We start from the raw sequence: 21369 nt of genomic DNA, 5'->3' as shown, positions 1-21369 counted from the left end.
CTGACCATGACCATCCGTGAGGTCGAGCACGAGATCACCGCGGCCGCGCCGGCCGAGACGGTGTTCCGGCTGATCGCCGAAGTGGAGAACTGGCCGCGGATCTTCCCGCCGACCATCCACGTCGAGCACGTGGAGCGCGGCGAGCGCGAGGAGCGCATCCAGATCTGGGCCACCGCCAACGGCGAGCCGAAGAACTGGACGTCGCACCGCACCCTGGACCCGGAGAACCTGCGCATCACCTTCCGCCAGGAGGTGTCGACGCCGCCGGTCGCGTCCATGGGCGGCACCTGGATCATCGAGCCGGTCTCCGCGACCGAGTCGCGGATCCGCCTGCTGCACGACTACCGGGCGATCGACGACGACCCGGAGAGCCTGAAGTGGATCGACGAGGCCGTCGACCGCAACTCGCGCTCCGAGCTGGCGGCGCTGCGCACCAACGTCGAGCGCGTCCACGCCGAGACCGAGGCCGACCTGACGTTCTCCTTCGAGGACTCGGTCGAGATCGCCGGCTCCGCCAAGGACGTCTACGACTTCATCAACGAGGCGAACCTGTGGTCCGAGCGGCTGCCGCACGTGGCGACCGTCCGCCTCGACGAGGACGCCCCGGGCCTGCAGACGCTGGAGATGGACACCCGCGCCAAGGACGGCTCCGTGCACACCACGAAGTCGTACCGGGTGACCTTCCCGCACGCGAAGATCGCCTACAAGCAGGTCACCCTGCCGGCGCTGATGACGCTGCACACCGGCTACTGGACGTTCGCCGAGACCGACTCCGGTGTCACGGCGTCCTCGCAGCACACGGTGACCATCAACACCGAGAACATCGCCCGCATCCTCGGCGAGGACGCCAACCTCGCCGACGCCCGCGCGTACGTGCACACCGCGCTGAGCACCAACAGCAAGGCCACGCTGGGCCACGCCAAGGCCTATGCCGAGGCCCGGCGCTGAATCCGGCGGTCCACCCCGTGAGTCCGGGCAGCCGCTGATCCCGGCCCCGGGCGAACCGCCGCGGCTCTCGCTGTGGCTGCTGCGCCCGCCGCCGGCGGACAGCCCGGCGGCGGCGCGGCTCGCGGTGCGCGAGCTGGACGCCGCGGAGCTGCGGCGGGCGGAGCTGTTCGTCCGGCCCACGGACCGGGTGCAGTACCTGTCGGCGCACATCGCGCTGCGCCGGATCCTCAGCGACGCCACGGGCTGTCCGCCCGAGCGGCTGCGCCTGGGCCGGGAGCCCGGCCCGGCGCGCCCGCACCGCACGACTCGGCCCGTGCTGCTCCACCCGCCGCTGCCGGTCCACTTCTCGCTCTCGCACAGCCACGGTCTCGTGCTCATCGGCACGGCGGCGACCGTCGTCGGCGTGGACGTGCAGCGGACGCCGACACCGGAGGCGGTGGAGGTCTGCGGACCCGCGCTGCACCCGGCGGAGTGGCGGGAGCTCCTCGCCCTTCCCGAGGCCGGCAGGCCGGACGCGTTCGCCCGGCTGTGGACCCGTAAAGAGGCGTATCTGAAGGGTCTGGGCACGGGGCTCGGACGCAGCCCCGCCCTCGACTACCTGGGCGTCGGAACCGACGCCGACGCCCCGCCCGGTCCGCCGGGCTGGATCGTGCGGAACCTGCCGGCCGGACCGCACCACGCCGCCGCGGCCGCGCTGGCCGTTCCCGCGGAGCCGATCGTCACGCTGCGCTCGCTGCCCGCGGCCTGCCTGTTCGACGGCGCGGCCGGCCTGCCGCTGTCCGCGGCTCCGCTACTGGCTTTGACAAGGAGAAGTACATGGACGCTTCGGTGGTCGTTGTTGGAGCGGGACCCGCCGGGCTGATGCTCGCCGGGGAACTGCGCCTGGCGGGGGTCGACGTCACGGTGCTCGAACGGCACCCCGGGCGCACCGGGGAGTCCCGGGGCATCGGTCTGACCATCGGCACGATGGAGGTCTTCGACCAGCGCGGCCTGCTGCGCCGGCTCGGCGACTTCGAGACCAGCGGCATGGGCCACTTCGGGGGCATCCCGCTGGACATGAGCGTCCTCGGGGCCTTCCACGAGGCCGCCAAGACGGTGCCCCAGTCGGTGACCGAGGAGGCCCTGGAGGCGTGGGCCGGCGAGCTCGGCGCGGACATCCGGCGGGGCCACGAGTTCGTCTCGTACGAGGAGAAGGGCGACGGCGTCACCGTCACCGTGCGCCACGCGGACGGCGAGGAGACGCTCCGGGCCCGCTATCTCGTCGGCTGCGACGGCGGCCGCAGCACGGTCCGCAAGGCGGCCGGGTTCGACTTCCCCGGCACGGCCGCCACCACCGAGATGCTCCTGGCCGACCTGCGCGGGGTCGACCTGGAGCCGCGGATGACCGGCGAGCACATCGACGGCGGCTTCGTGATGGTCGCCAAGCTGCCCGGCGGGATCCACCGGATCATCGTCGGCGAGCACGGCGTGCCGCCGCGCAAGCGCACCGGCCCGCCGGAGTTCGCCGAGGTCGCCGACGTGTGGAAGCGCCTCACGGGCATCGACCTCTCGCACGCCGAGCCGGTGTGGGTGAGCGCCTTCGGCAACGCCTCCCGGCAGGTCAGCGAGTACCGGCGGGGCCGGGTCCTGCTGGCCGGCGACTCCGCCCACGTGCACCTGCCCGCGGGCGGCCAGGGCATGAACACCAGCGTGCAGGACTCCCACAACCTGGGCTGGAAGCTGGCGGCGGTGCTGCGCGGCGACGCCCCCGAGGAGCTCCTCGACACCTACCACTCCGAGCGTCACGAGGTGGGCCGCGGGCTGCTCGCCAACACCCGGGCGCAGAGCCTGCTGATCCTCGGCGGCGAGGAGTCGGTGCCGCTGCGGGACGTCCTGGCCGAGCTGGTCCGGATTCCCGGCGTGTCCCGGCACCTGGCCGCCAAGGTCAGCGGCCTCGACATCCGTTACGAGGTCGGCGGCGGGTCCAGCCCGCTGCTCGGCCGGCGGCTGCCGCACCTGCCGGTGACGGCGGACGGCCGGCGCACCAGCAGCACCGAGCTGCTGCGCGCGGGCCGCGGCGTGCTCCTCGACCTCGACGACAACGCCGTGCTGCGCCGCCGCGCGCAGCCCTGGCGGGACCGCGTCGACATCGTCACCGCGACCGCCGACGCCGTACCCGCGGACAGCCCCCTCGCGGGCACCTCCGCGGTGCTGCTGCGCCCGGACGGCTACGTCGCCTGGGCCGCGCCCGGCAGCCACCGCGACCTGGCCGGCTCGCTGGCCCGCTGGTTCGGGCCCGGGCTCGGGCAGCGCCGATGACCCGGACCGACGTGGTCGTCGTCGGCGCCGGGCCGGTCGGTCTGTTCCTCGCGGCCGAGCTGCGGGCGGGCGGCGCCGACGTGATCGTCCTGGAACGGCTGACGGAGCCCACCGGCGAGTCCCGGGCCTCCGTCCTGCACGCGCGGACCATGGAGATCTTCGCCGACCGGGGCTTCCTGCCCCGGCTCGGCGAACTGCCCCCGGTCGGCCCGGGACACTTCGGCGGTCTGCGTCTCGATCTCGCCGAGGCCGACCCGGACCACCCGTACGCCGGGCAGTGGGAATGCCTCCAGTACCACCTGGAGACCGAGCTCCAGGCGTACGCGGTCGAGCTGGGCGCAGAGATCCGGCGCGGTCACACGGTGACCGGGCTGCGGGAGACCGGCGACGGGGTCCGCGTCGAGGTGCGCGGGCCCGACGGCAGGGCGTACACCGTCGAGGCCGGCTACCTGGCCGGCTGCGACGGCGAGCACAGCACCGTACGCGAGCTCGGCGGCTTCACGTTCGCCGGGCACGACGCCGACAAGGTGATGCTGCGCGCCGACGTGGCCGGCATCGAGATCGACAACCGGCGGCTGCAGCGCTTCCCCGGCGGGATCGCCACCGCCTACCGCAGGCCCGACGGCACCACCCGGCTCATGGTCCACCGGTTCGGCGACCAGCCGACCGGCGAGGTGACCTTCGCGCAGGTGGTGTCCGCCTGGGCGGCCGTGACCGGCGAGGACATCGGGCACGGCGAGCCGCGCTGGCTCAACCGCTTCGGCACCGTCTCGCGGCAGGCCACCGAATACGTCCGGGGCCGGCTGCTGCTGGCCGGGGACGCCGCGCACAGCCAGATGCCGGTCGGCGGCCAGGCCGTCAACCTGGGCCTGCAGGACGCGGCGAACCTCGGCTGGAAACTCGCCCGGGTCGTCACCGGCGCGGACCGGCCGGAGCTGCTCGACACCTACCACGCCGAGCGGCACCCGGCGGGGGCGCGCACCCTCGCCAACATCGAGGCGCAGGCCCGCCTGCTGTTCGGCACCGAGGAGGTCCTCGCGCTGCGCGACGTCTTCGGCGAACTGCTCGAACTGGCCCCGGCCCGGCGCCGGCTGGCCCGCATGATCAGCGCCCTCGACGTGACGGAACGACCCCGCCCCGAGGCCCCCGCGCGGGCCGCGCGACCCGCGCCGCACCGCTCGCACACCCACCAACCCGGAAGGTCAACCGTGGACAGGCTCACCGACAAGACGGCCCTCGTGACCGGTTCGAGTCGCGGCATCGGCAGGGCGACCGCCATCCGCCTCGCCCGCGAGGGCGCGCTCGTCGCCGTGCACTACACCGCCAACGAGCAGGCGGCGAACGACACCGTCGAGCTCATCGAGAAGGAGGGAGGCAGCGCCTTCACCGTGCGTGCCGAGCTCGGCGTGCCGGGCGACGTGCACGAGCTGTTCCTCGGTCTGGAGCGCGGCCTGAAGGAGCGCACCGGCGACACCCGCCTCGACATCCTGGTCAACAACGCGGCCGTGACGTCGACGGGTTCGGCGCCGGAGGACCTCACCCCCGAGGAGTTCGACCGCTACTTCGCCGTGAACGCGAAGGCGCCGTACTTCCTCGTGCAGCGGGCCATCGGCCAGATGCCGAGCGGCGGTCGCATCGTCAACCTGACCACCGGCGTCACCCGCACCTCCGTCCCCGACCAGGTCGCCTACGCCATGACCAAGGGCGCGATCGAGCAGCTGACCTTCCAGCTGGCCCGGATCCTCGCGCCGCGCGGCATCACGATCAACAGCGTGGCGCCCGGCATCACCAACAACGGCGGCGCGATCTTCGACAACGCCCAGGCCGTCGAGGCGATGTCCAAGTTCTCGGCCTTCAACCGGGTCGGCGAGGCCGGCGACGTCGCCGACGTCATCACCTTCCTCACCACCGACGAGGCCCGCTGGATCACCGGCGCCTTCATCGACGCGACCGGCGGCACCCTCCTCGGCTGAGCAGGACCGTCCTCGCCCACCACCGTCCATCCATGTGAGAGGCAAGCCATGTCCGCCCACCCCGCGCGCGTCGCCGTCGTCACCGGAGCCAACAAGGGGATCGGCCGCGAGATCGCCCGGCAGCTCGCCGAGCGCGGCCACACCGTCTACCTGGGGGCCCGGGACGAGCGGCGCGGCCGCGAGACCGCCGCCGCCCTGTCCGCCGACGGCCTCGACGTGCGTTTCCTGCAGCTCGACGTCACGGACGAGACCTCCGTCGCGGCCGCCGCCGAGCGGCTGGCGGAGGAGGCGGGCGTCCTGCACGTCCTGGTCAACAACGCCGGCGTCGGCGGTCCCATGCAGCTCCCCAGCGAGACCCCCGCGGAGCAGGTACGCACGGTCTACGAGACGAACGTCTTCGGCGTCGTCACGGTGACCAACGCCCTGCTGCCGCTGCTGCGCAAGGCGCCTTCGGCCCGGATCGTCAACGTCAGCAGCGCCATCGGCTCGCTGAAGTCGGCCGCCGAGAACCTCGACCAGACCGGGGAGCACCCGCCGGGCGAGTTCCCGGTCATGCTGCTCTCGTACGCGTCGTCCAAGACCGCCCTGAACGCGGTCACCCTGGCGTACGCGAACGAGCTGCGCGGCGCCGGCATCCTCGTCAACGCGGCCTCGCCCGGCTTCGTGGCCACCGACATCAACGGGCACCACGGGCGGCTCACCACCGAGCAGGGCGCGCACATCCCGGTGCTGCTCGCCACGCTCCCCGACGACGGGCCCACCGCCCTGTTCCTCGGCGAGGACGGCACGCCCGAGGGGCAGGTGCTGGACTGGTGACCGCGACCGCCGTCCCCGTGCCGGAGGCGGAGGTGAACTGGGACTCGCGCCAGTGGTCCCGGCTCCTCGTGCTCTCCGGCAACATGCTGCTCGACGCGATCGAGGTGTCCGTCCTCCTCATCGCCCTGCCCACGCTCGCCGCGCGCTTCGACCTGACGCCGTGGGGCGCGCAGTGGCTGATGAGCGGCTTCGCGCTGGGCTTCGCCGCGCTGCTGCTGCTCGGCCCCGTGCTGTGCGCCCGCGTCGGCCGCCGCCGGGCCTACCTGGGCGCGATGCTGCTGTTCGGCCTGGCCTCCCTCGCGGGCGGCCTCGCCGGCGGGCCCGCGCTGCTGATCGCCGTCCGGGTGGTCAAGGGCTGCTGCGCGGCCCTGACCGCGCCGACCGGCCTCGCCATCATCAACGACCTGTTCCCCGAGGGCCCCGAGCGGCGCCGGGCGCTGTCGGTGTACTCGCTGTTCGGGGCGGCCGGCTTCACCGCCGGGCTGCTGCTGGCCGGCGGCCTGCTGGAGGCCGACTGGCGCTGGGTCTTCGTGTTCCCGGCGCCGGTGGCCCTGGTCCTGCTGGTCGCGGGGGCGTACGTGCTGCCGCGCGAGCAGGGCCGCGGGCCGGCGCGACTGCCCTCCCCCGCGCTGCTGAGGCGGGGCGCGCTGCCGCGCTCCGCGCTCGGCGCCGCCTGCCTCAACGGCACCTACCAGGCGCTGCTCGTCCTGGTGGTCTTCCAGATGGCGGAGGACTTCGGCTGGTCGCCCTGGCGGTCGGCGCTCGCGCTGCTGCCCGCCTGCGTCCCCCTGGCGCTGAGCGTGCCCTTCGCGGGCCGGTTCATCGCCCGCCACGGGGCCCGTCGGCTCGTCACCCTCGGCGCGCTCTTCCCGTTCCTCGGGTACGCGCTCTACCTGGCCCGTCCCGGGAGCGGCTCCTACACCCTGGGGACGCTGCCGGTCCTGCTGCTCGTCGAGGCCGGCTTCTGCTGCGCGTTCGTCGCCCTGAACGCCCAGGCGACGGCCGGCCTCGACCCGGCCGACCGGGGCCCGGCCGTGTCGCTGTACCAGGCGGCCGTCCAGCTCGGCGCCGCGGTGCTGCTGCCGGCGGTCGCCCTGCTGCTCACGTACGGCAACGGCCCCCGTCCGGCGGCGGCGCTGGTCACCGCGGTCGGGGCGCTCAGCCTCGTCGCCGCGCTGGCCCGCCAGCCGGCCCGTACCGCTCCCTGAACCGCAGAACCCTCTGCTCCCACCCGCTTCTCCACCCGTGTCATCACCTCAAGGAGGCTCTCCGCCATGGCAGTCGACACTCCCGCCAGCTCCGTGAACCCCGGCCCGATCATGGGCCTGATCCTCGGCTCCTGGCAGTCGCGGATCCTGCTCGCGGCCGTCGAGTACGACCTCTTCACCGAGCTGTCCAAGGGCCCGGCGACCACCGCCGAGCTGGCCGAGCGACTCGGCCTGGTCGAGCGCGGCACCAACGACCTGCTCGCCGGCCTCGTCCACCTCGGCCTCCTGGAGACGGCCGACGGACGGTTCACGAACGCCCCGGTCAGCGACGCGTTCCTGGTCAAGGGCCGCCCCGCCTACCTCGGCGGCTACCTGCACTTCTGCGAGCAGGAGCTCAACCCCGCGTGGAACGGCCTCGCCGAGTCGCTGCGCACCGGCAAGCCGCAGAACCAGGCCGCGGTCGCCGGCAACCCCTACGACAGCCTGTACGCGGACGCCGACGCCACCGACGGCTTCCTCGACAGCATGGACCTGCTGAGCGCGCCGATCGCCCAGGCCCTGAGCCGCGTCGACTGGAGCGACTACACGTCCTTCGTCGACATCGGCGGCGCCCGTGGCAACTTCGCCCACGAGGTCGTCAAGCACAACCCGCACCTGACCGGCGCCGTCTTCGACCTGCCGCCGCTGCAGTCCGCCTTCGACCGGCACATGGCCCGGCTCGGCGACACCGACCTCACCTTCCACGGCGGCGACTTCTTCAAGGACGACCTGCCCAAGGCCGACGTCCTCGTCTTCGGCCACGTCCTGCACAACTGGGGCGTCGAGGACCGCATCGCCCTCCTGAAGCGCGCCTACGACGCGCTGGAGCCGGGCGGCGCCGTCTTCGTCTACGACCCGATGGCGGGCGGCGAGCAGCCGTCGATGCACGGCGCCCTCGCCGGTCTCACCATGCTCGTCTGGTCGCGCGGCGGCCACGAGTACTCCGCCGACGAGCTGCACGGCTGGCTGCGCGAGGCCGGCTTCTGGCCCGAGACCGTCGAGGTCGCCGGGCTGCACGAGGACGTCCTGGTCATCGGCCGCAAGCGCGGCTGACCCCGGCCCGAGGAAACGTGAGGAGTCGACGATGCCGAGCACGTCGGACGTCCGGCCGGAGATAGGCCGCCCGGACATCACCATCGCCCTGGTCGAGGAGGTCACCGCCGGCGACCCCGGGCGCCTGCGCGAGGCGGGCGCCGCGGTCGTCGCGCGGTGGGAGTCCGCCGAGTGGCCCGAGGGCCTCGAGACCGTGTCCCTGTTCTACGGCACCGACGGCACGTCGCTGCTGACCTACGCCCAGTGGACCGCGGACGCCGGTGACGAGGAGGCCCTGACCGAAGCCTTCGACGCGCTGCGTCCGGACTGGCGCGCCCTCGGCTACCAGCCGGGCGAGCCCGCCACCTTCCGGCTGTACCGCCGGGTGCAGCCCACCGTGCTGCCCGACCCGCTCCCCGAGGTCGGCTGCTACCCCGCCGCGTTCTTCGCCATGCGTCCCGGCGAGACCGCGCGCGCCTGGGTCGACGGCCTCCTCGGGCAGGAGGAGGAGACCGTCGGCGAGGACCGCTCCTACCCCGGGGCCATCGCCGCCAACTTCCACGTGTCCACGGCCGACGACGGGATCTTCCTGCTGTCCGAGTGGGCGTCCGAGGCGGAGGCCCTCGTCCACATCAAGGCGGAGATCGAGCCGCTCCTGGAGTACATGGGGCAGGCCGAGGCCGGGGCGGGCCGCCGCTACGAGTTCCACACCACCCGCACCAAGTGACCCGTACGGCCTGGTCCGTACAGAAGTGAAGGGCGATTCCCCTTGGCAACACCGTCGACCTGGTCCGCACCCACCTCGCGCGACGTCGTCTTCGGCTTCGGCGCGCACAGCGTCATCGGAGACACCCCGACGCTGCTGGAGATGACCCAGCTGGCGGACCGGGAGAAGCTCGACCTCTTCTCCCTGTCGGACCACCCCTACATCGGCCAGCGCCTGGACGCGTACGCCACCGTCGGCTTCGTCATCGGCCGCACGCAGCACCTCGCGGGATTCGCCAACGTCAGCAACCTGCCGACGCGGCCACCCGCCATGCTGGCGCGCACGGTGACCACGCTGTCCGCGCTGTCCGGCGGCCGGGTCGTGCTCGGCATGGGCGCCGGCGGTCTGTGGGAGCGGATCGCCGACATGGGCGTCGAGCCGCTCTCCCCCGCCGAAGCCGTGGAGGCCTTCGAGGAGGCGATCGTCCTCACGAAGAAGCTGTCCGGCGGCGGCCCGCCGGTCACCTTCCAGGGCCGCCACTACCGGGTCAGCCAGATCGACCCGGCGCCCGTCCCCGCCCCGCCGGTGTGGACCGGCTCGGTCGGCCCCAAGTCGCTCGCCGCCACCGGCCGGGTGGCCGACGGCTGGATCCCGGGCCACGCGGCGGACTGGCTCAGCCCGCGCTACCGCGCGTCCCGTCCGGTCGTCGACGAGGCCGCCCGCTCCGTGGGCCGCGACCCGCGCGAGGTCCGCACCATCTTCAACTTCCCCGGTCAGATCACCGCCCGGCCGCTGGCCACCACCCGCGACCGGGACGGGCGCTGGATCGGCGGCGACGTCGGCCAGTGGGTCGAGGAGCTCACCGGCGCCGTCGTCGAGCACGGCGCGTCCGGCTTCATGCTCTTCTCCCCCCGCGGCGGCACCCCCGACCTGGCGTCCCTCGGCGCCTGGGCCGGTCAGATCGCGCCGGCCGTGCGCGAGGCCGTCGCGAAGCACGTCGGTTGACCCCGGCACCTCCTCCGCTCCTCATCGCATTTCCCAGACTTTTGATCCGAAGGGTTCTTCCATGAGCAACAGGCTTGAGAACAAGACGGCGCTCGTCACCGGCGCCAGCCGGGGCATCGGTCGCGCCATCGCCCTGCGCCTCGCGCAGGACGGTGCCGTCGTCGCCGTGAACTACTCCGGCAACGAGACCGCCGCGAAGGAGACCGTGGCGCTCATCGAGGAGGCCGGCGGCCGCGCGTTCACCGTGCAGGCGTCCCTCGGGCAGCCGGGTGCGATCGAGCAGCTGCTCGACGGCACCAAGGCCGGTCTGGTCGAGCTCACCGGCTCGGACCGGCTCGACATCCTGGTGAACAACGCCGCCGCCACCGGCTTCGCCGGCGCCGGCCCGGCCTCGGTCACCGAGGAGATCCTCGACAACTGCTACAACATCAACGCCAAGGCGCCGTTCCTGCTCATCCAGAAGGCGCTGGAGCTGATCCCGGACGGCGGCCACATCGTCAACGTGTCCTCCGGCGTCACCCACTCCGCGTTCCCGATCCAGATCGCGTACGCGATGAGCAAGGGCGCCCTGGAGCAGATCACCCTGCACATGGCCCCGGTCCTGGCCGCGCGCAACATCACCATCAACACGGTCGCCCCCGGCGTCACCGACAACGGCGACCCGGTGTTCCAGGACCCCGAGGCGCTCAAGCAGATGTCCTCGCTGTCGACCTTCAACCGGGTCGGCACGGTGGACGAGGTCGCCGACATCGTCGCCTTCGTCGCCTCCGACGAGGCCCGCTGGATGACCGGTTCGTTCGTCGACGCCACCGGCGGCACCCTTCTCGGCTGAGGAGCCCCCACCATGCAGAACGAGATCCAGTCGGCGGTGGGCTTCGCCCACGCCAAGCCGGAGAAGGCGGAGGAACTGGGCGCGCTGCTCGTGTCCTTCGCCGAGCGCTCCCGCACCGAGCCCGGCTGCCTGGGCAGTTGGATCAACCAGGACGCCCAGGACCCGGCCCTCTTCGTGTTCTACGAGATCTGGGCGACCCGCGCGGACCTGGACCGGCACCTCGCGCAGCCGTACATGCAGGAGTTCCTCGAGGGCCGTGAGGCCTACCTGGCGAAGGAGCTGGAGGTGCGGCAGCTGACGCTGACCGGCACCGCGCCCGAGGCCGGCTCGGAGCCGGCCGACCCGGCCGAGATGAACCAGCGCTACCTGGACGCCTACGCCGCCCGCGACATCGACGCGATCATGGCGGTGTACGCGCCGGGCGCCGCGGCCGTGTGGGAGCCGGGCAAGGCCGTCAGCGGCGCCGAGCACCGCGCCGCCGTCGTCGAGTTCCTGAAGCTGCAGCCGCGGCTGTCGGCCACCGTCGCCGAGCGCTACATCGTCGGCGACACCGCCGCGCTGGTCATCGACTGGAGCATCGAGGTGCCCTCGAAGCCCGAGATGACCGGCACCGGCCGCGGTCTCGACGTCCTCAAGAAGAACGCCCGCGGCGAGTGGCGTTATGTGATCACCAACCCGTTCGGGAGTCTGTGACATGAAGGTCGAAGGCAGTGTCGCCGTGGTCACCGGTGCCGCGAGCGGCATCGGCAAGGCCATCGCGGAAGCCCTGGTCGCCGCCGGCGCCCGGGGCGTCGTCGTCTCCGACATCGACGCCGCCGGCGCCGAGCGGGTGGCGGCCGGCATCGGCGCGAAGGCGCTGGCCGTGCAGGCGGACGTCGCCGACGAGGCGTCGATCCGCGCCCTGGTCGACCGGGCCAGGGAACGGTTCGGCTCGGTCGACATCTTCGTGTCCAACGCGGGCCTCACCGTGACCGGCAGCTACGACGCCTCGGACGAGGAGTGGAAGCGCGCCCTGGACGTCAACATGATGTCCCACGTGTGGGCGGCCCGTGCCGTGGTGCCGGCGATGCTGGAGGCCGGCCAGGGACACCTGGTGCAGACGATCGCGGCCTGCGGCGTGCTCACCGCGTTCGGCGCGGCGCCGTACTCGGTCGCCAAGATGGGCGCCGTCGCGTTCGCCGAGTACCTCGCCGTCGAGTACGGCCACCTCGGCCTCGGCGTCTCGTGCCTGATGCCGCAGGCGGTCAACACCCCGATGCTGGCCGCCAGCGTCAGCAGCAACGAGCAGCTGGCGAAGCTGAAGGAGGTCTCCGAGGTCCTGGAGCCCGAGCAGGTGGCCAAGGCCGCCATCGAGGCCATCGAGGAGAACCGGATCCACGTGTTCACCCACCAGGGCTCGGCCGAGTCCTTCCGGCAGCGGGCCGCCGACGCCGACGTGTGGGTGGGCCAGATGCAGGCGATCCGCCACGGCGGCCGTCCCTGACGACGGACCGTCCCCCGGGTGCGGGGCCGCGGCACCCCGCGCGCCCCGCACCCGCCCCCCGTTCCCCTCGCCGTGCCCGGTACTGGCTCACAGGAAGGAAAAACATGTCCGAGGAAACACTGCGCCTTGCCGTGATCATCGGTTCGTCCCGCGTGGGCCGCACCGGTCCGGCCGTCGCGCGCTGGTTCGTCGAGGAGGCCGAGTCCTGCGCGATGTTCGACGTCGACGTCCTCGATCTGGCCGACGTGGAACTGCCGCTGTCGCTGACGCAGGAGCCCGGGGCCGAATCGGCCGTGCTGCTCGCCTCCGTCGCCGAGCGGCTCGACTCGGCCGACGCGTTCGTCGTGATCACCCCCGAGTACAACCACAGCTTCACCGCCCCGATGAAGAACCTGATCGACTGGCACCGCGCCGAGTGGCAGGCCAAGCCGATCGGCTTCGTCTCCTACGGCGGACTGTCCGGCGGGCTGCGGGCCGTCGAGCAGCTGCGCCTGGTGTTCGCCGAGCTGCACGCCGCCACGATCCGGGACACCGTCAGCTTCCACGGCGTGTGGCAGCACATCGGCGAGGACGGCGTCCTGCGGGCGCCGGACGCCGCCGTGCCGGCCAAGGTCATGCTCGAGAAGCTCCAGTGGTGGGCCGCCGCCCTCAAGGACGCCCGCACCACCCGCCCGTACGCCGCCTGAGACCAGGGAGAGTCATGAGTTCCATCAGGGTGGAGGACGGCTACTTCACGCTGTTCAACATCTTTCACACCGAGGACCCGGCAGGGCAGCAGGTGCTGTTCGACCAGTGGCGCAGCCTGCCGCCGGCGAACGTCCAGCCCGGCCTGATCTCGGGCAACTTCCACCGGGGCCTCGACGGCAGGTCCGTCGTCAACTACGCGCAGTGGGAGAGCAAGGAGGCCTACGACGCCTTCATGAGCGAGCGCGCCACCCAGGGCCGGCTCGGCAGCGCCCTGAACGTCTCCCGGCTGGACAACATCCCGTGCGAGGTCGTCCACACCTGGCGGCCCGAGCCGCGCATCTCCCTCGACGAGCGCCGCTTCACCGTGGTCATCGTGGTCAAGGCGAGGCCGGAGGACCAGGCCGAGGTGCTCAAGGAGATGACGTACGACCCGCCGGAGCTGGCGAGCACGCCGGGCTACGTGTCCCACGCCGTGCACCGCGGCCTGTCCGGCGAGTACGTCGTCAAGTACGCGCAGTGGGAGGACGAGGAGAGCTTCCGCGCCTTCCTGAGCCGGCCGAAGGAGCCGTCCCCTCTGGACGAGCTCGACGGCGTCACCGTCGAGCTCTACTTCAGCGAGATCGAGTACATCAGGGAGCGTGTGTGAGCCGCGAAGCGACATGGCAGGACGCCGAGGCGCTGGAGGCGGCGGCCGGCACCGCGGGCCACTGCGCCAACGGCGCCGACACGGCGGGCCGGCTCGCCCGGGGGACCGTGGAGGCGCTGGCCGCCGCCGGGTTCACCAGCGCGTTCGCGCCGGTCCGGCCGGACGGCACGGCCGCCACGACCGCCACCTTCGAGGCGGTGACGCGGGCCGTCGCCGCGATCGGCGAGGGCTGTACGTCCGCCGCCTGGCTCGCCTCCCTGTGGGCGTACAACGGGCGCTTCACCGCCTTCCTGCCGGACGAGGGACGGCAGGAGGTGTGGGCGAAGGGCGCCGACACCCGCGTCGTCAGCTCGATGGTCGCGGCCGGGGTCACGGCGGAGCCGGTGGACGGCGGCTGGGAGCTCTCCGGCAAGTGGCTCTACGTCAGCGGTGTGGAGTTCGCCGACTGGGCGCTGCTCAGCTCGGCGCCGCCGCGTCCGGGCGACCGCTCCATCCGGGTGTTCGCCGTGCCGAAGGACGCGTTCACGCACGAGGTGTCGTGGTCGACGCTCGGCATGCGCGCCACCGGCAGCCACACCCTGCTGGTGGAGCGGGCGTTCGTGCCCGAGTACCGCTCGTTCGTCTGGGACGACATGCGGCAGGGCGTGCTGCCCTCGGAGACCGGTTCCTCCGTGCACACGGCGCCGCTGTTCGCGGTGAACGGCCTCACCTTCGCGGCGCCCGTCCTCGGCGCCGCCCGCGCCGCCCTGCGCCTCGTCGAGCAGCAGCTCGCCACGCCGCCGAGCGTCGCCCGGGCGGCGGCCAGGGACTCGGCCCGGATCGCCTACACCCGTGCGGCGGGCGAGATCGACGCGGCGGCGCTGCTGCTCGAGCGGGTCGCCGAGACCGCCGACCTGGGCCGGCTCGCCGAGGACGGCGCCGCCGTGCGCAGCCACCGGGACGCCACGCTCGCCGTGGAGATGCTGGTCGGCGCGGTGGACCGGCTGTTCCAGGTGAGCGGTACCCGCGGGCAGGCGACGGAGCACCCGATGCAGCGGATCTGGCGCGACGTGCACGCGGCGGGCTCGCACGCGGCTCTGCAGTTCGAGCCGGCCGCGCTCGCGTTCACGCAGCGGCTGGTCGCGGCCTGAGGACGCGACGGCCGCGAGACGGTCCTCGGGGCGTGCGGGTCCCGGGGACGGGCGGCGGTGAGGGCGTGCGGGCCCTTCAGCCGCGGGCGGCGGCAGCCCCGTGGTCCGGTTCCACGAAGACCACGGGGCCGTCGTTGTCCAGGACGACCCGGGCGAGCAGACCGGTGAGCGCGTCGCGCTCCGCCGGGTCGAGGCCGGCCGGGAGCTCCTCGACGCGCCGGCAGGCGTCGGTGTAGAAGCGGTCGGCGAGCCGGGCCCCGCGCGGGGTGAGCGCCACCCGGACCGCACGGCTGTCGTGCGGGTCGGGCTCGCGGCGGACGAGACCGTTGTTCTCCGTGCGGTCGACGAGTCCGGTAAGGCTCGATTTGGCGAGGCCGAGCATCGAGCACAATGCGCCCATGCCGTACGGCTGCGCCATCAATACACACAGCAATTGGCCCTGCTGCGGCGTGAGGCCGTGCTCACGGCCCGCCTGGGCGTACACGGCGTTCACCAGGAACGAGGACCGCACCAGTGCGGCCGCGAGCCCCATCCTGCCGTCGTCTTCATGCTTGGCCACGCGCCCAGCGTAGCACGCGAATATCGAAAGTTCGTAGCAGGAACTTCCACTTCTTAACAAAGATCTGTAGTTCTTGAAGTTCTTATGTGTTGTGGTTCGCAGTACGAACCACTAGCGTCTTTCATCAGAACCCGACGCAATTTCCTTGGTTTGTGGAGCGTGAATCATGAGTCGTACTGTCGCCGTTGTGGGTGGAGGTTACGGGGGCGCCGCGGTGGCCAAGGCCCTCGAGACCGAGGCCGAGGTCGTCCTGATCGACCCGCGTGACGCCTTCGCCAACGTGGCCGGGTCGCTGCGCGCGCTGACCCAGCCCGAGTGGGCGCCCAACATGTTCTTCCCGTTCAAGACGCTGGTGACCCAGGGCAAGGTCGTCCAGGACCGCGCCGTATCGGTCGACCCCACCGGCGTCACCCTGGCCTCGGGCGAGCACGTCGCCGCCGACTACGTGGTCCTGGCCACCGGCTCGAACTACGCCTACCCGGCCAACCCGGCCGCCGCCGACACCAGCGAGGCCCTCGAGGACTTCCGCACCTCGCACCAGGAGCTCCGCCAGGCCGAGAAGGTGCTGATCCTCGGCGCCGGCCCGGTCGGCCTCGAGCTCGCCGGCGAGATCAAGGAGGTCTGGCCGGACAAGCAGGTCACCATCGTCGACCCGGCCACCGAGCTGCTCCCCGGCTTCAAGCCCGAGGTCGTCGAGGACCTGCACAAGCAGCTCGCCGAGCTGGGCGTCGAGGTCCGCCTCGGCACCGCCCTGACCGCCGAGCCCGGCACCCAGTCCGGCCAGGCCGGCGCCTTCACGGTCACCACCACGGCCGGCGACGAGATCTCCGCCGACGTCTGGTACCGCGCCTTCGGCACCACGATCAACAACGAGTACCTGGCCGACGGCAAGCTCACCACCCTCAACGCGCAGGGCCAGGTCGAGGTGACCGAGAAGCTCAACGTCAAGGGTCACGACCACGTCTACGCGGTCGGCGACATCACCGACCTCGCCGAGGCCAAGATGGCCGGCTACGCGATGCAGCACGCCGAGGTCGTCGCCAAGAACATCATCGCCCAGATCAAGGGCGAGGAGCCGACCGAGACCTACCAGCCGCTCGGCTTCCCGATGATCCTCCTGCCGCTCGGCACCAAGGGCGGCGTCGGCCAGCTGCCCTCGCCCGAGGGCCCGTTCGTCGCCCCGGCCGAGATGGTCTCCCAGTACAAGGGCCAGGACCTCTTCACCGGCCGCTTCGTCGGCACCCTGGGCCCCACGGCCGCCTGACGCCGGCCCTCGACGGCCGACACTCCACACAACCGCACAGCACCACCGCACCACCCGAGCTCGCCGCGCGAGCTCGCCGGTCCACCTGGATCCCCCGCCACGGACCGGCGAGCTCGCGCGGCGTTCGCGTTTCCCGACACGTTCCCACGACCACGGAGACGACGCCCATGACGGCATCCGCCGACACCACACCCACCACCCCCGCGGCCGGGCCCGCCGACACCTTCCTGCGCATCGAGAAGGGCAGCCCGGACGCCACCGAACTCGCCGCGCTCACCGCGGTGCTGCTCGCCCGCACGGCCGCCCTCACCGGCCCGGACGCCGAGGCCGGCACCGACCACCCCGGCGAGGACACGGGGGCCCACGGCCGCCGCACCGCCCGCTGGCGGCGGCTCGAGCGCCGCACCCGCGCCGGCACGCCGCGCAGCTGGCGCGACGACACGCGCCGCTGATGAGGACGTACGACGCGAGCGCGGTCGCGGCCGGTGGCGGGCACGCGCCCCCGGCCGGCCCGACGCGCGCGGTGCCGCCGTACCCCGGTGAGCCCGGCGTCCCCGTCCACCACCTGGTGCGCCGCCTGGTGCGCCGCCGCCTCACCCGGTGCCTGGCCACGGTCAGGAAATGACGGCGGCACCCGCATCGAGGGCGGCACCCGGAGCACCCGGCAGACCCGGAGCACCCGAGGCCCCGGGCAGACCGGAGACCATCTACCGCCCGGAGTTGACCCCATGCCAGACCCGCTGAACACCGCCGCATCCCCCTCCGGGACCCGCGAGATCACCCTCGACGCCGCCGGCATCCCGCTCTCGGGACTGATCGCCGAGCCGCGGCACGGCAGGCCGAGGGCCGTCGTGGTCGCGGTGCACGGCGGCGGCATGCGCGCCGGCTACTTCGACAGCCGGGCCCGCCCCGGCCTCTCCCTGCTCGCCCTCGGCGCCGACCTCGGTTACACGGTCCTCGCCGTCGACCGGCCCGGCTACGGGAGTTCGGCCCCCTGGCTGCCGCGCGGCCAGTCCCTGGAGCAGCAGGCGGCGACGCTGCACGACGGCCTCGCCGACTTCGCCGCCGGCCATGACACCGGCGAAGGCTTCTTCCTCGTGGCCCACTCCAACGGCGGCAAGCTCGCCCTGGCCGCCGCCGCCGAGGAACGCGGCGACGGCCTGCTCGGCCTGGACATCTCCGGACTCGGCAGCCGCCTCGCCGTCCGCACCGACCAGCTCCCCGGACAGAACGGCCACGGGGACTGGCGCCGCCACTGGGGCTCACTGCGGCTCTACCCGCCGGACGCCTTCCGGCAGGGCCGGCACCTTGTCTCCCCCGTACCCGAACTGGAGGCACAGGAGGGGCCGTTGTGGCCGGCCATGTACCCGGCGATCGCCGCGCGGGTGCGCATCCCGGTCCGGTTCACCTTCGCCGAGCAGGAGCAGTGGTGGCTGTTCGACGACGACGCCCTGGCCGCCCTGCGCCGCCCCCTGGGCGCACCCACCACCGTGATCGCCCACCAGCGGGACGCCGGGCACAACCTGAGCCTCGGCTGGGCGGCCCGCACCTACCACCTCAAGGCCCTCGGTTTCCTGGAGGACTGCCTGCTCGCCAAGGACGCGGCACCGGCCCAGCGGCCCACCGCCCGGCCGCCCGTGAGCCTGCCGGTCCCCGTGCCGTGACCCCCGATCGGAGACACGAGCCACCGAAGCCGCCGAAGCCACCGAGAGACAGGCAGAGATGAGCATCGACACGCTTGACACTCTGGAGAACGACGAGCACGTCCTGGCCCGCGGCCCCGTCGTCGTACCGGCGCGCGACCACCACGACGTCCCGCCGTGCGCCCACCACGTCGCCCCGGCGTGCGGCCCTCACGTGCCGGCCGAGGACGACCTCGCGCTCGCCCCGGCCGTCGTACGGCCCGCGCTGCTCGCCGGCGAGGAGCACGAGGCCCCGGACCCGTGGATCTTCCGCGGCACCGACTGACCCCACCGCGCGCAGCGTCGCGCGCACCCACCCACCGATCCGCCGTCACCACCCACCTTCCTGGAGAGACATGTCCCGCCGTCTGTTCACCTCGGAGTCCGTGACCGAGGGCCACCCCGACAAGATCGCCGACCAGATCAGCGACACCATCCTGGACGCCCTCCTCGCCCAGGACCCGGCCTCGCGCGTCGCCGTGGAGACCCTGATCACCACCGGCCAGGTCCACATCGCCGGTGAGGTGACGACGGCCGCGTACGCGGACATCGCCACGCTCGTCCGCGAGAAGATCCTCGAGATCGGCTACGACTCCTCCGCGAAGGGCTTCGACGGCGCCTCCTGCGGCGTCTCCGTCTCCATCGGCGCCCAGTCGCCGGACATCGCGCAGGGCGTCGACACCGCCTACGAGTCCCGCGTCGAGGGTGCGCCCCGCACGGGAGAGGACGCCGAGCTGTCCGCGCAGGGCGCCGGCGACCAGGGCATCATGTTCGGCTACGCGTCGGACGAGACCCCGAACCTGATGCCGCTGCCGATCGAGCTGGCCCACCGCCTCTCGCGCCGCCTCACCGAGGTCCGCAAGGACGGCACCGTCCCGTACCTGCGCCCCGACGGCAAGACCCAGGTCACCATCGAGTACCTGGGCAGCCACCCGGTCCGCCTGGACACCGTCGTCGTCTCCTCGCAGCACGCCTCCGGCATCGACCTGGAGGGCCTGCTCGTCCCGGACGTCCGCGAGCACGTCGTCGAGCACGTCCTGGCCCAGCTCGCCGAGGACGGCATCAAGCTGGAGACCGAGGGCTACCGCCTCCTCGTGAACCCCACCGGCCGCTTCGAGATCGGCGGCCCCATGGGCGACGCCGGCCTCACCGGCCGCAAGATCATCATCGACACGTACGGCGGCTACGCCCGCCACGGCGGCGGCGCCTTCTCCGGCAAGGATCCGTCCAAGGTCGACCGCTCCGCCGCCTACGCCATGCGCTGGGTCGCCAAGAACGTCGTCGCCGCCGGCCTGGCCTCCCGCTGCGAGGTCCAGGTCGCGTACGCGATCGGCAAGGCCGAGCCGGTCGGTCTCTTCGTCGAGACCTTCGGCACCGGGACCGTCGCCCAGGAGCGCATCGAGCAGGCCATCACCCAGGTCTTCGACCTGCGGCCGGCCGCGATCATCCGCGACCTGGACCTGAAGCGGCCGATCTACTCCCGGACCGCCGCCTACGGCCACTTCGGCCGTGAGCTGCCCGACTTCACCTGGGAGCGGACCGACCGGGCCGAGGCGCTCAAGGCCGCCGCAGGCATCTGACGACCCCAGGAATCTGACCCCCAGGGCGGCCGGACGACCGGCCGGCCGCCCGGCCGGCGCCGGCCACCGACAGGAGTGCAGGAGTTCACGTGCGTATCGCGGTGACAGGATCCATTGCCACGGACCATCTGATGGTCTTCCCCGGGCGGTTCTCGGACCAGCTCATCCCCGACCAACTCGCCCATGTCTCCCTCTCCTTCCTGGTCGACGCCCTCGAAGTGCGCCGCGGCGGCGTCGCCGCCAACATCGCCTTCGGCCTCGGCCGCCTCGGCCTCGACCCGCTCCTCGTCGGGGCCGTGGGCGCCGACTTCGCCGAGTACGAGGTGTGGCTCAAGGAGCACGGCGTCGACACCGGCGCCGTCCACGTCTCCGCCGAGCGCGGCACCGCCCGCTTCATGTGCATCACCGACGAGGACGCCAACCAGATCGCCGCGTTCTACGCGGGCGCCATGCAGGAGGCCCGCGACATCGACCTGGCGCACGCCCTCTACGGGCGCCCGCGCCCCGACCTGGTCCTGGTCGGCCCGAACGACCCCGAGGCGATGCTCCGGCACACCCGCGAGTGCCGGGACCTCGGCCTGTCCTTCGCGGCCGACCCCTCCCAGCAGCTCGCCCGCCTCGACGGCCCGCAGGTGCGCGACCTGGTGGACGGCGCCCGCTGGCTCTTCACCAACGAGTACGAGGCCGCGCTGCTCCTCGAACGCACCGGCCGGGACCGCGACGACGTCCTCGCCCGGGTCGGCGCCTGGGTCACCACCCTGGGCGGCGACGGCGTACGCGTCGACCGCGCCGGCCACGACCCGCTCGTCGTCGGCGCCGTCCCCGACGCACCCGTCACCGACCCCACCGGTGTGGGCGACGCCTTCCGGGCCGGCTTCCTCGCGGCCCTCAGCCACCGGCTGCCGCTGGCCGCCGCCGCCCGCCTGGGCTGCGTGGTGGCCTCGGCGGCCCTCGCCACGGTCGGCTCGCAGGCGTACGGCCTCGACCGGCAGCACCTCCTGACGACGGCGGAGCGCGCGTACGGCGCCGCCGCGGCCGCGGAGCTCACCCCGGCCCTCGACGCCCTCGACGACCCCACCGCGACGCAGACCCTGAACGCCCTGAACGGCTTGGACGGCACGTCATGACAGACCTCCGCGAAGCACTCGCCACCCGAGTCGTCGTCGCCGACGGCGCCATGGGCACGATGCTGCAGGCGCAGGACCCCTCCCTGGACGACTTCCAGCAGCTGGAGGGCTGTAACGAGATCCTGAACATCACCCGGCCCGACATCGTCCGCTCGGTCCACCACGAGTACTTCTCCGTCGGCGTGGACTGCGTCGAGACCAACACCTTCGGCGCCAACCTCGCCGCGCTCGGCGAGTACGACATCCCGGAGCGCGTCTTCGAGCTCTCCGAGGCCGGTGCGCGGATCGCCCGTGAGGTGGCCGACGAGTTCACCGCGAGCACCGGCCGGCAGCGCTGGGTGCTCGGCTCCATGG

Annotated in this window: 24 protein-coding genes; 23 read left to right on the top strand and 1 reads right to left on the bottom strand. The window is 72.9% G+C overall.

The genetic code is table 11. The features are described from left to right. Positions 1–6: 6 nt before the first annotated feature. The 15 genes from ACIGXE_RS35585 to ACIGXE_RS35515 all read left to right on the top strand — a co-directional run bounded on the left by ACIGXE_RS35585 (position 7) and on the right by ACIGXE_RS35515 (position 14803). A complete protein-coding gene (locus tag ACIGXE_RS35585) occupies positions 7–948 on the top strand; it encodes an aromatase/cyclase (protein WP_399754183.1) in 942 nt (313 codons plus the stop codon). Continuing rightward, entirely contained in the window at positions 929–1810 is an 882-nt protein-coding gene (locus tag ACIGXE_RS35580) for a 4'-phosphopantetheinyl transferase family protein (RefSeq protein WP_399754181.1), read from the top strand. Before ACIGXE_RS35585 ends, ACIGXE_RS35580 begins: the two co-directional genes overlap by 20 nt. Further along, complete coding sequence (locus ACIGXE_RS35575) at positions 1765–3246, top strand: FAD-dependent monooxygenase (protein ID WP_399754179.1); 1482 nt, start codon at positions 1765–1767, stop codon at positions 3244–3246. The genes ACIGXE_RS35580 and ACIGXE_RS35575 overlap by 46 nt, the downstream gene beginning before the upstream one ends. After that, the gene (locus ACIGXE_RS35570; RefSeq protein ID WP_399754178.1) at positions 3243–5219 is read left to right on the top strand and encodes an SDR family oxidoreductase; all 1977 of its coding nucleotides are present in this window, start codon (positions 3243–3245) and stop codon (positions 5217–5219) included. The genes ACIGXE_RS35575 and ACIGXE_RS35570 overlap by 4 nt, the downstream gene beginning before the upstream one ends. Positions 5220–5267: 48 nt before the next feature. Then, on the top strand, positions 5268–6035 hold the full coding sequence (locus ACIGXE_RS35565) for an SDR family oxidoreductase (RefSeq protein WP_399754176.1): 768 nt from the start codon (positions 5268–5270) through the stop codon (positions 6033–6035). Continuing rightward, entirely contained in the window at positions 6032–7243 is a 1212-nt protein-coding gene (locus tag ACIGXE_RS35560; protein WP_399754175.1) for an MFS transporter, read from the top strand. The genes ACIGXE_RS35565 and ACIGXE_RS35560 overlap by 4 nt, the downstream gene beginning before the upstream one ends. 66 nt (positions 7244–7309) lie before the next feature. Beyond that, positions 7310–8335 (top strand): methyltransferase, encoded by a 1026-nt coding sequence (locus ACIGXE_RS35555; RefSeq protein ID WP_399754173.1) that lies wholly within the window; start codon positions 7310–7312, stop codon positions 8333–8335. Between the two features lie 31 nt (positions 8336–8366). Then, positions 8367–9041: a hypothetical protein gene (locus tag ACIGXE_RS35550; RefSeq protein WP_399754171.1), complete on the top strand. Its 675-nt coding sequence runs from the start codon at positions 8367–8369 to the stop codon at positions 9039–9041. A 42-nt stretch (positions 9042–9083) separates the two neighbouring features. Next, positions 9084–10025: an LLM class flavin-dependent oxidoreductase gene (locus ACIGXE_RS35545; protein WP_399754168.1), complete on the top strand. Its 942-nt coding sequence runs from the start codon at positions 9084–9086 to the stop codon at positions 10023–10025. A gap of 61 nt (positions 10026–10086) precedes the next feature. After that, positions 10087–10857 (top strand): SDR family NAD(P)-dependent oxidoreductase, encoded by a 771-nt coding sequence (locus tag ACIGXE_RS35540; protein WP_399754166.1) that lies wholly within the window; start codon positions 10087–10089, stop codon positions 10855–10857. Between the two features lie 12 nt (positions 10858–10869). Beyond that, positions 10870–11550 carry an antibiotic biosynthesis monooxygenase gene (locus ACIGXE_RS35535; RefSeq protein ID WP_399754165.1) on the top strand — a complete coding sequence of 227 codons (681 nt, stop codon included), beginning with the start codon at positions 10870–10872 and terminating at the stop codon, positions 11548–11550. Position 11551: 1 nt separating this feature from the next. Further along, positions 11552–12340, top strand: coding sequence for an SDR family oxidoreductase (locus ACIGXE_RS35530; RefSeq protein WP_399754163.1), 789 nt, complete (start codon positions 11552–11554; stop codon positions 12338–12340). A gap of 104 nt (positions 12341–12444) precedes the next feature. Then, positions 12445–13026 carry an NADPH-dependent FMN reductase gene (locus tag ACIGXE_RS35525; protein ID WP_399754162.1) on the top strand — a complete coding sequence of 194 codons (582 nt, stop codon included), beginning with the start codon at positions 12445–12447 and terminating at the stop codon, positions 13024–13026. 14 nt (positions 13027–13040) lie between these two features. Beyond that, a complete protein-coding gene (locus ACIGXE_RS35520) occupies positions 13041–13673 on the top strand; it encodes an antibiotic biosynthesis monooxygenase (RefSeq protein WP_399754161.1) in 633 nt (210 codons plus the stop codon). Next, the gene (locus ACIGXE_RS35515; protein WP_399754159.1) at positions 13670–14803 is read left to right on the top strand and encodes an acyl-CoA dehydrogenase family protein; all 1134 of its coding nucleotides are present in this window, start codon (positions 13670–13672) and stop codon (positions 14801–14803) included. The genes ACIGXE_RS35520 and ACIGXE_RS35515 overlap by 4 nt, the downstream gene beginning before the upstream one ends. Before the next feature lie 76 nt (positions 14804–14879). Here the strand turns inward: ACIGXE_RS35515 and ACIGXE_RS35510 are convergent, their stop codons facing one another. After that, the gene (locus tag ACIGXE_RS35510) at positions 14880–15335 is read right to left on the bottom strand and encodes a MarR family winged helix-turn-helix transcriptional regulator (RefSeq protein ID WP_399754202.1); all 456 of its coding nucleotides are present in this window, start codon (positions 15333–15335) and stop codon (positions 14880–14882) included. Positions 15336–15528: 193 nt separating this feature from the next. Here ACIGXE_RS35510 and ACIGXE_RS35505 point away from each other — a divergent pair, with 193 nt between their 5' ends. The 8 genes from ACIGXE_RS35505 to ACIGXE_RS35470 all read left to right on the top strand — a co-directional run. Then, positions 15529–16626: an NAD(P)/FAD-dependent oxidoreductase gene (locus tag ACIGXE_RS35505; protein WP_399754157.1), complete on the top strand. Its 1098-nt coding sequence runs from the start codon at positions 15529–15531 to the stop codon at positions 16624–16626. A gap of 167 nt (positions 16627–16793) precedes the next feature. Continuing rightward, positions 16794–17078 (top strand): acyl-CoA carboxylase epsilon subunit, encoded by a 285-nt coding sequence (locus tag ACIGXE_RS35500; protein ID WP_399754155.1) that lies wholly within the window; start codon positions 16794–16796, stop codon positions 17076–17078. Continuing rightward, positions 17078–17251, top strand: coding sequence for a hypothetical protein (locus tag ACIGXE_RS35495; RefSeq protein ID WP_399754153.1), 174 nt, complete (start codon positions 17078–17080; stop codon positions 17249–17251). The genes ACIGXE_RS35500 and ACIGXE_RS35495 overlap by 1 nt, the downstream gene beginning before the upstream one ends. A gap of 103 nt (positions 17252–17354) precedes the next feature. Next, the gene (locus tag ACIGXE_RS35490) at positions 17355–18290 is read left to right on the top strand and encodes an alpha/beta hydrolase (RefSeq protein WP_399754151.1); all 936 of its coding nucleotides are present in this window, start codon (positions 17355–17357) and stop codon (positions 18288–18290) included. A gap of 58 nt (positions 18291–18348) precedes the next feature. Next, positions 18349–18594, top strand: coding sequence for a hypothetical protein (locus tag ACIGXE_RS35485; protein WP_399754149.1), 246 nt, complete (start codon positions 18349–18351; stop codon positions 18592–18594). Between the two features lie 70 nt (positions 18595–18664). Beyond that, positions 18665–19888 carry a methionine adenosyltransferase gene (gene metK, locus ACIGXE_RS35480; RefSeq protein ID WP_399754147.1) on the top strand — a complete coding sequence of 408 codons (1224 nt, stop codon included), beginning with the start codon at positions 18665–18667 and terminating at the stop codon, positions 19886–19888. Positions 19889–19977: 89 nt separating this feature from the next. Continuing rightward, positions 19978–21015: a carbohydrate kinase family protein gene (locus tag ACIGXE_RS35475; protein ID WP_399754146.1), complete on the top strand. Its 1038-nt coding sequence runs from the start codon at positions 19978–19980 to the stop codon at positions 21013–21015. Then, positions 21012–21369: homocysteine S-methyltransferase family protein (locus ACIGXE_RS35470; RefSeq protein ID WP_399754145.1), on the top strand; the 358-nt coding region annotated here is incomplete at its 3' end. The genes ACIGXE_RS35475 and ACIGXE_RS35470, both read left to right, overlap by 4 nt.

Origin of the sequence: Streptomyces sp. NPDC053431, assembly GCF_044544925.1 — a bacterium.
Classification (GTDB): Bacteria; Actinomycetota; Actinomycetes; order Streptomycetales; family Streptomycetaceae; genus Streptomyces.
The sequence above is the reverse complement of the archived record's forward strand: the minus strand, read 5'-3'. Positions and strand labels throughout refer to the sequence as shown.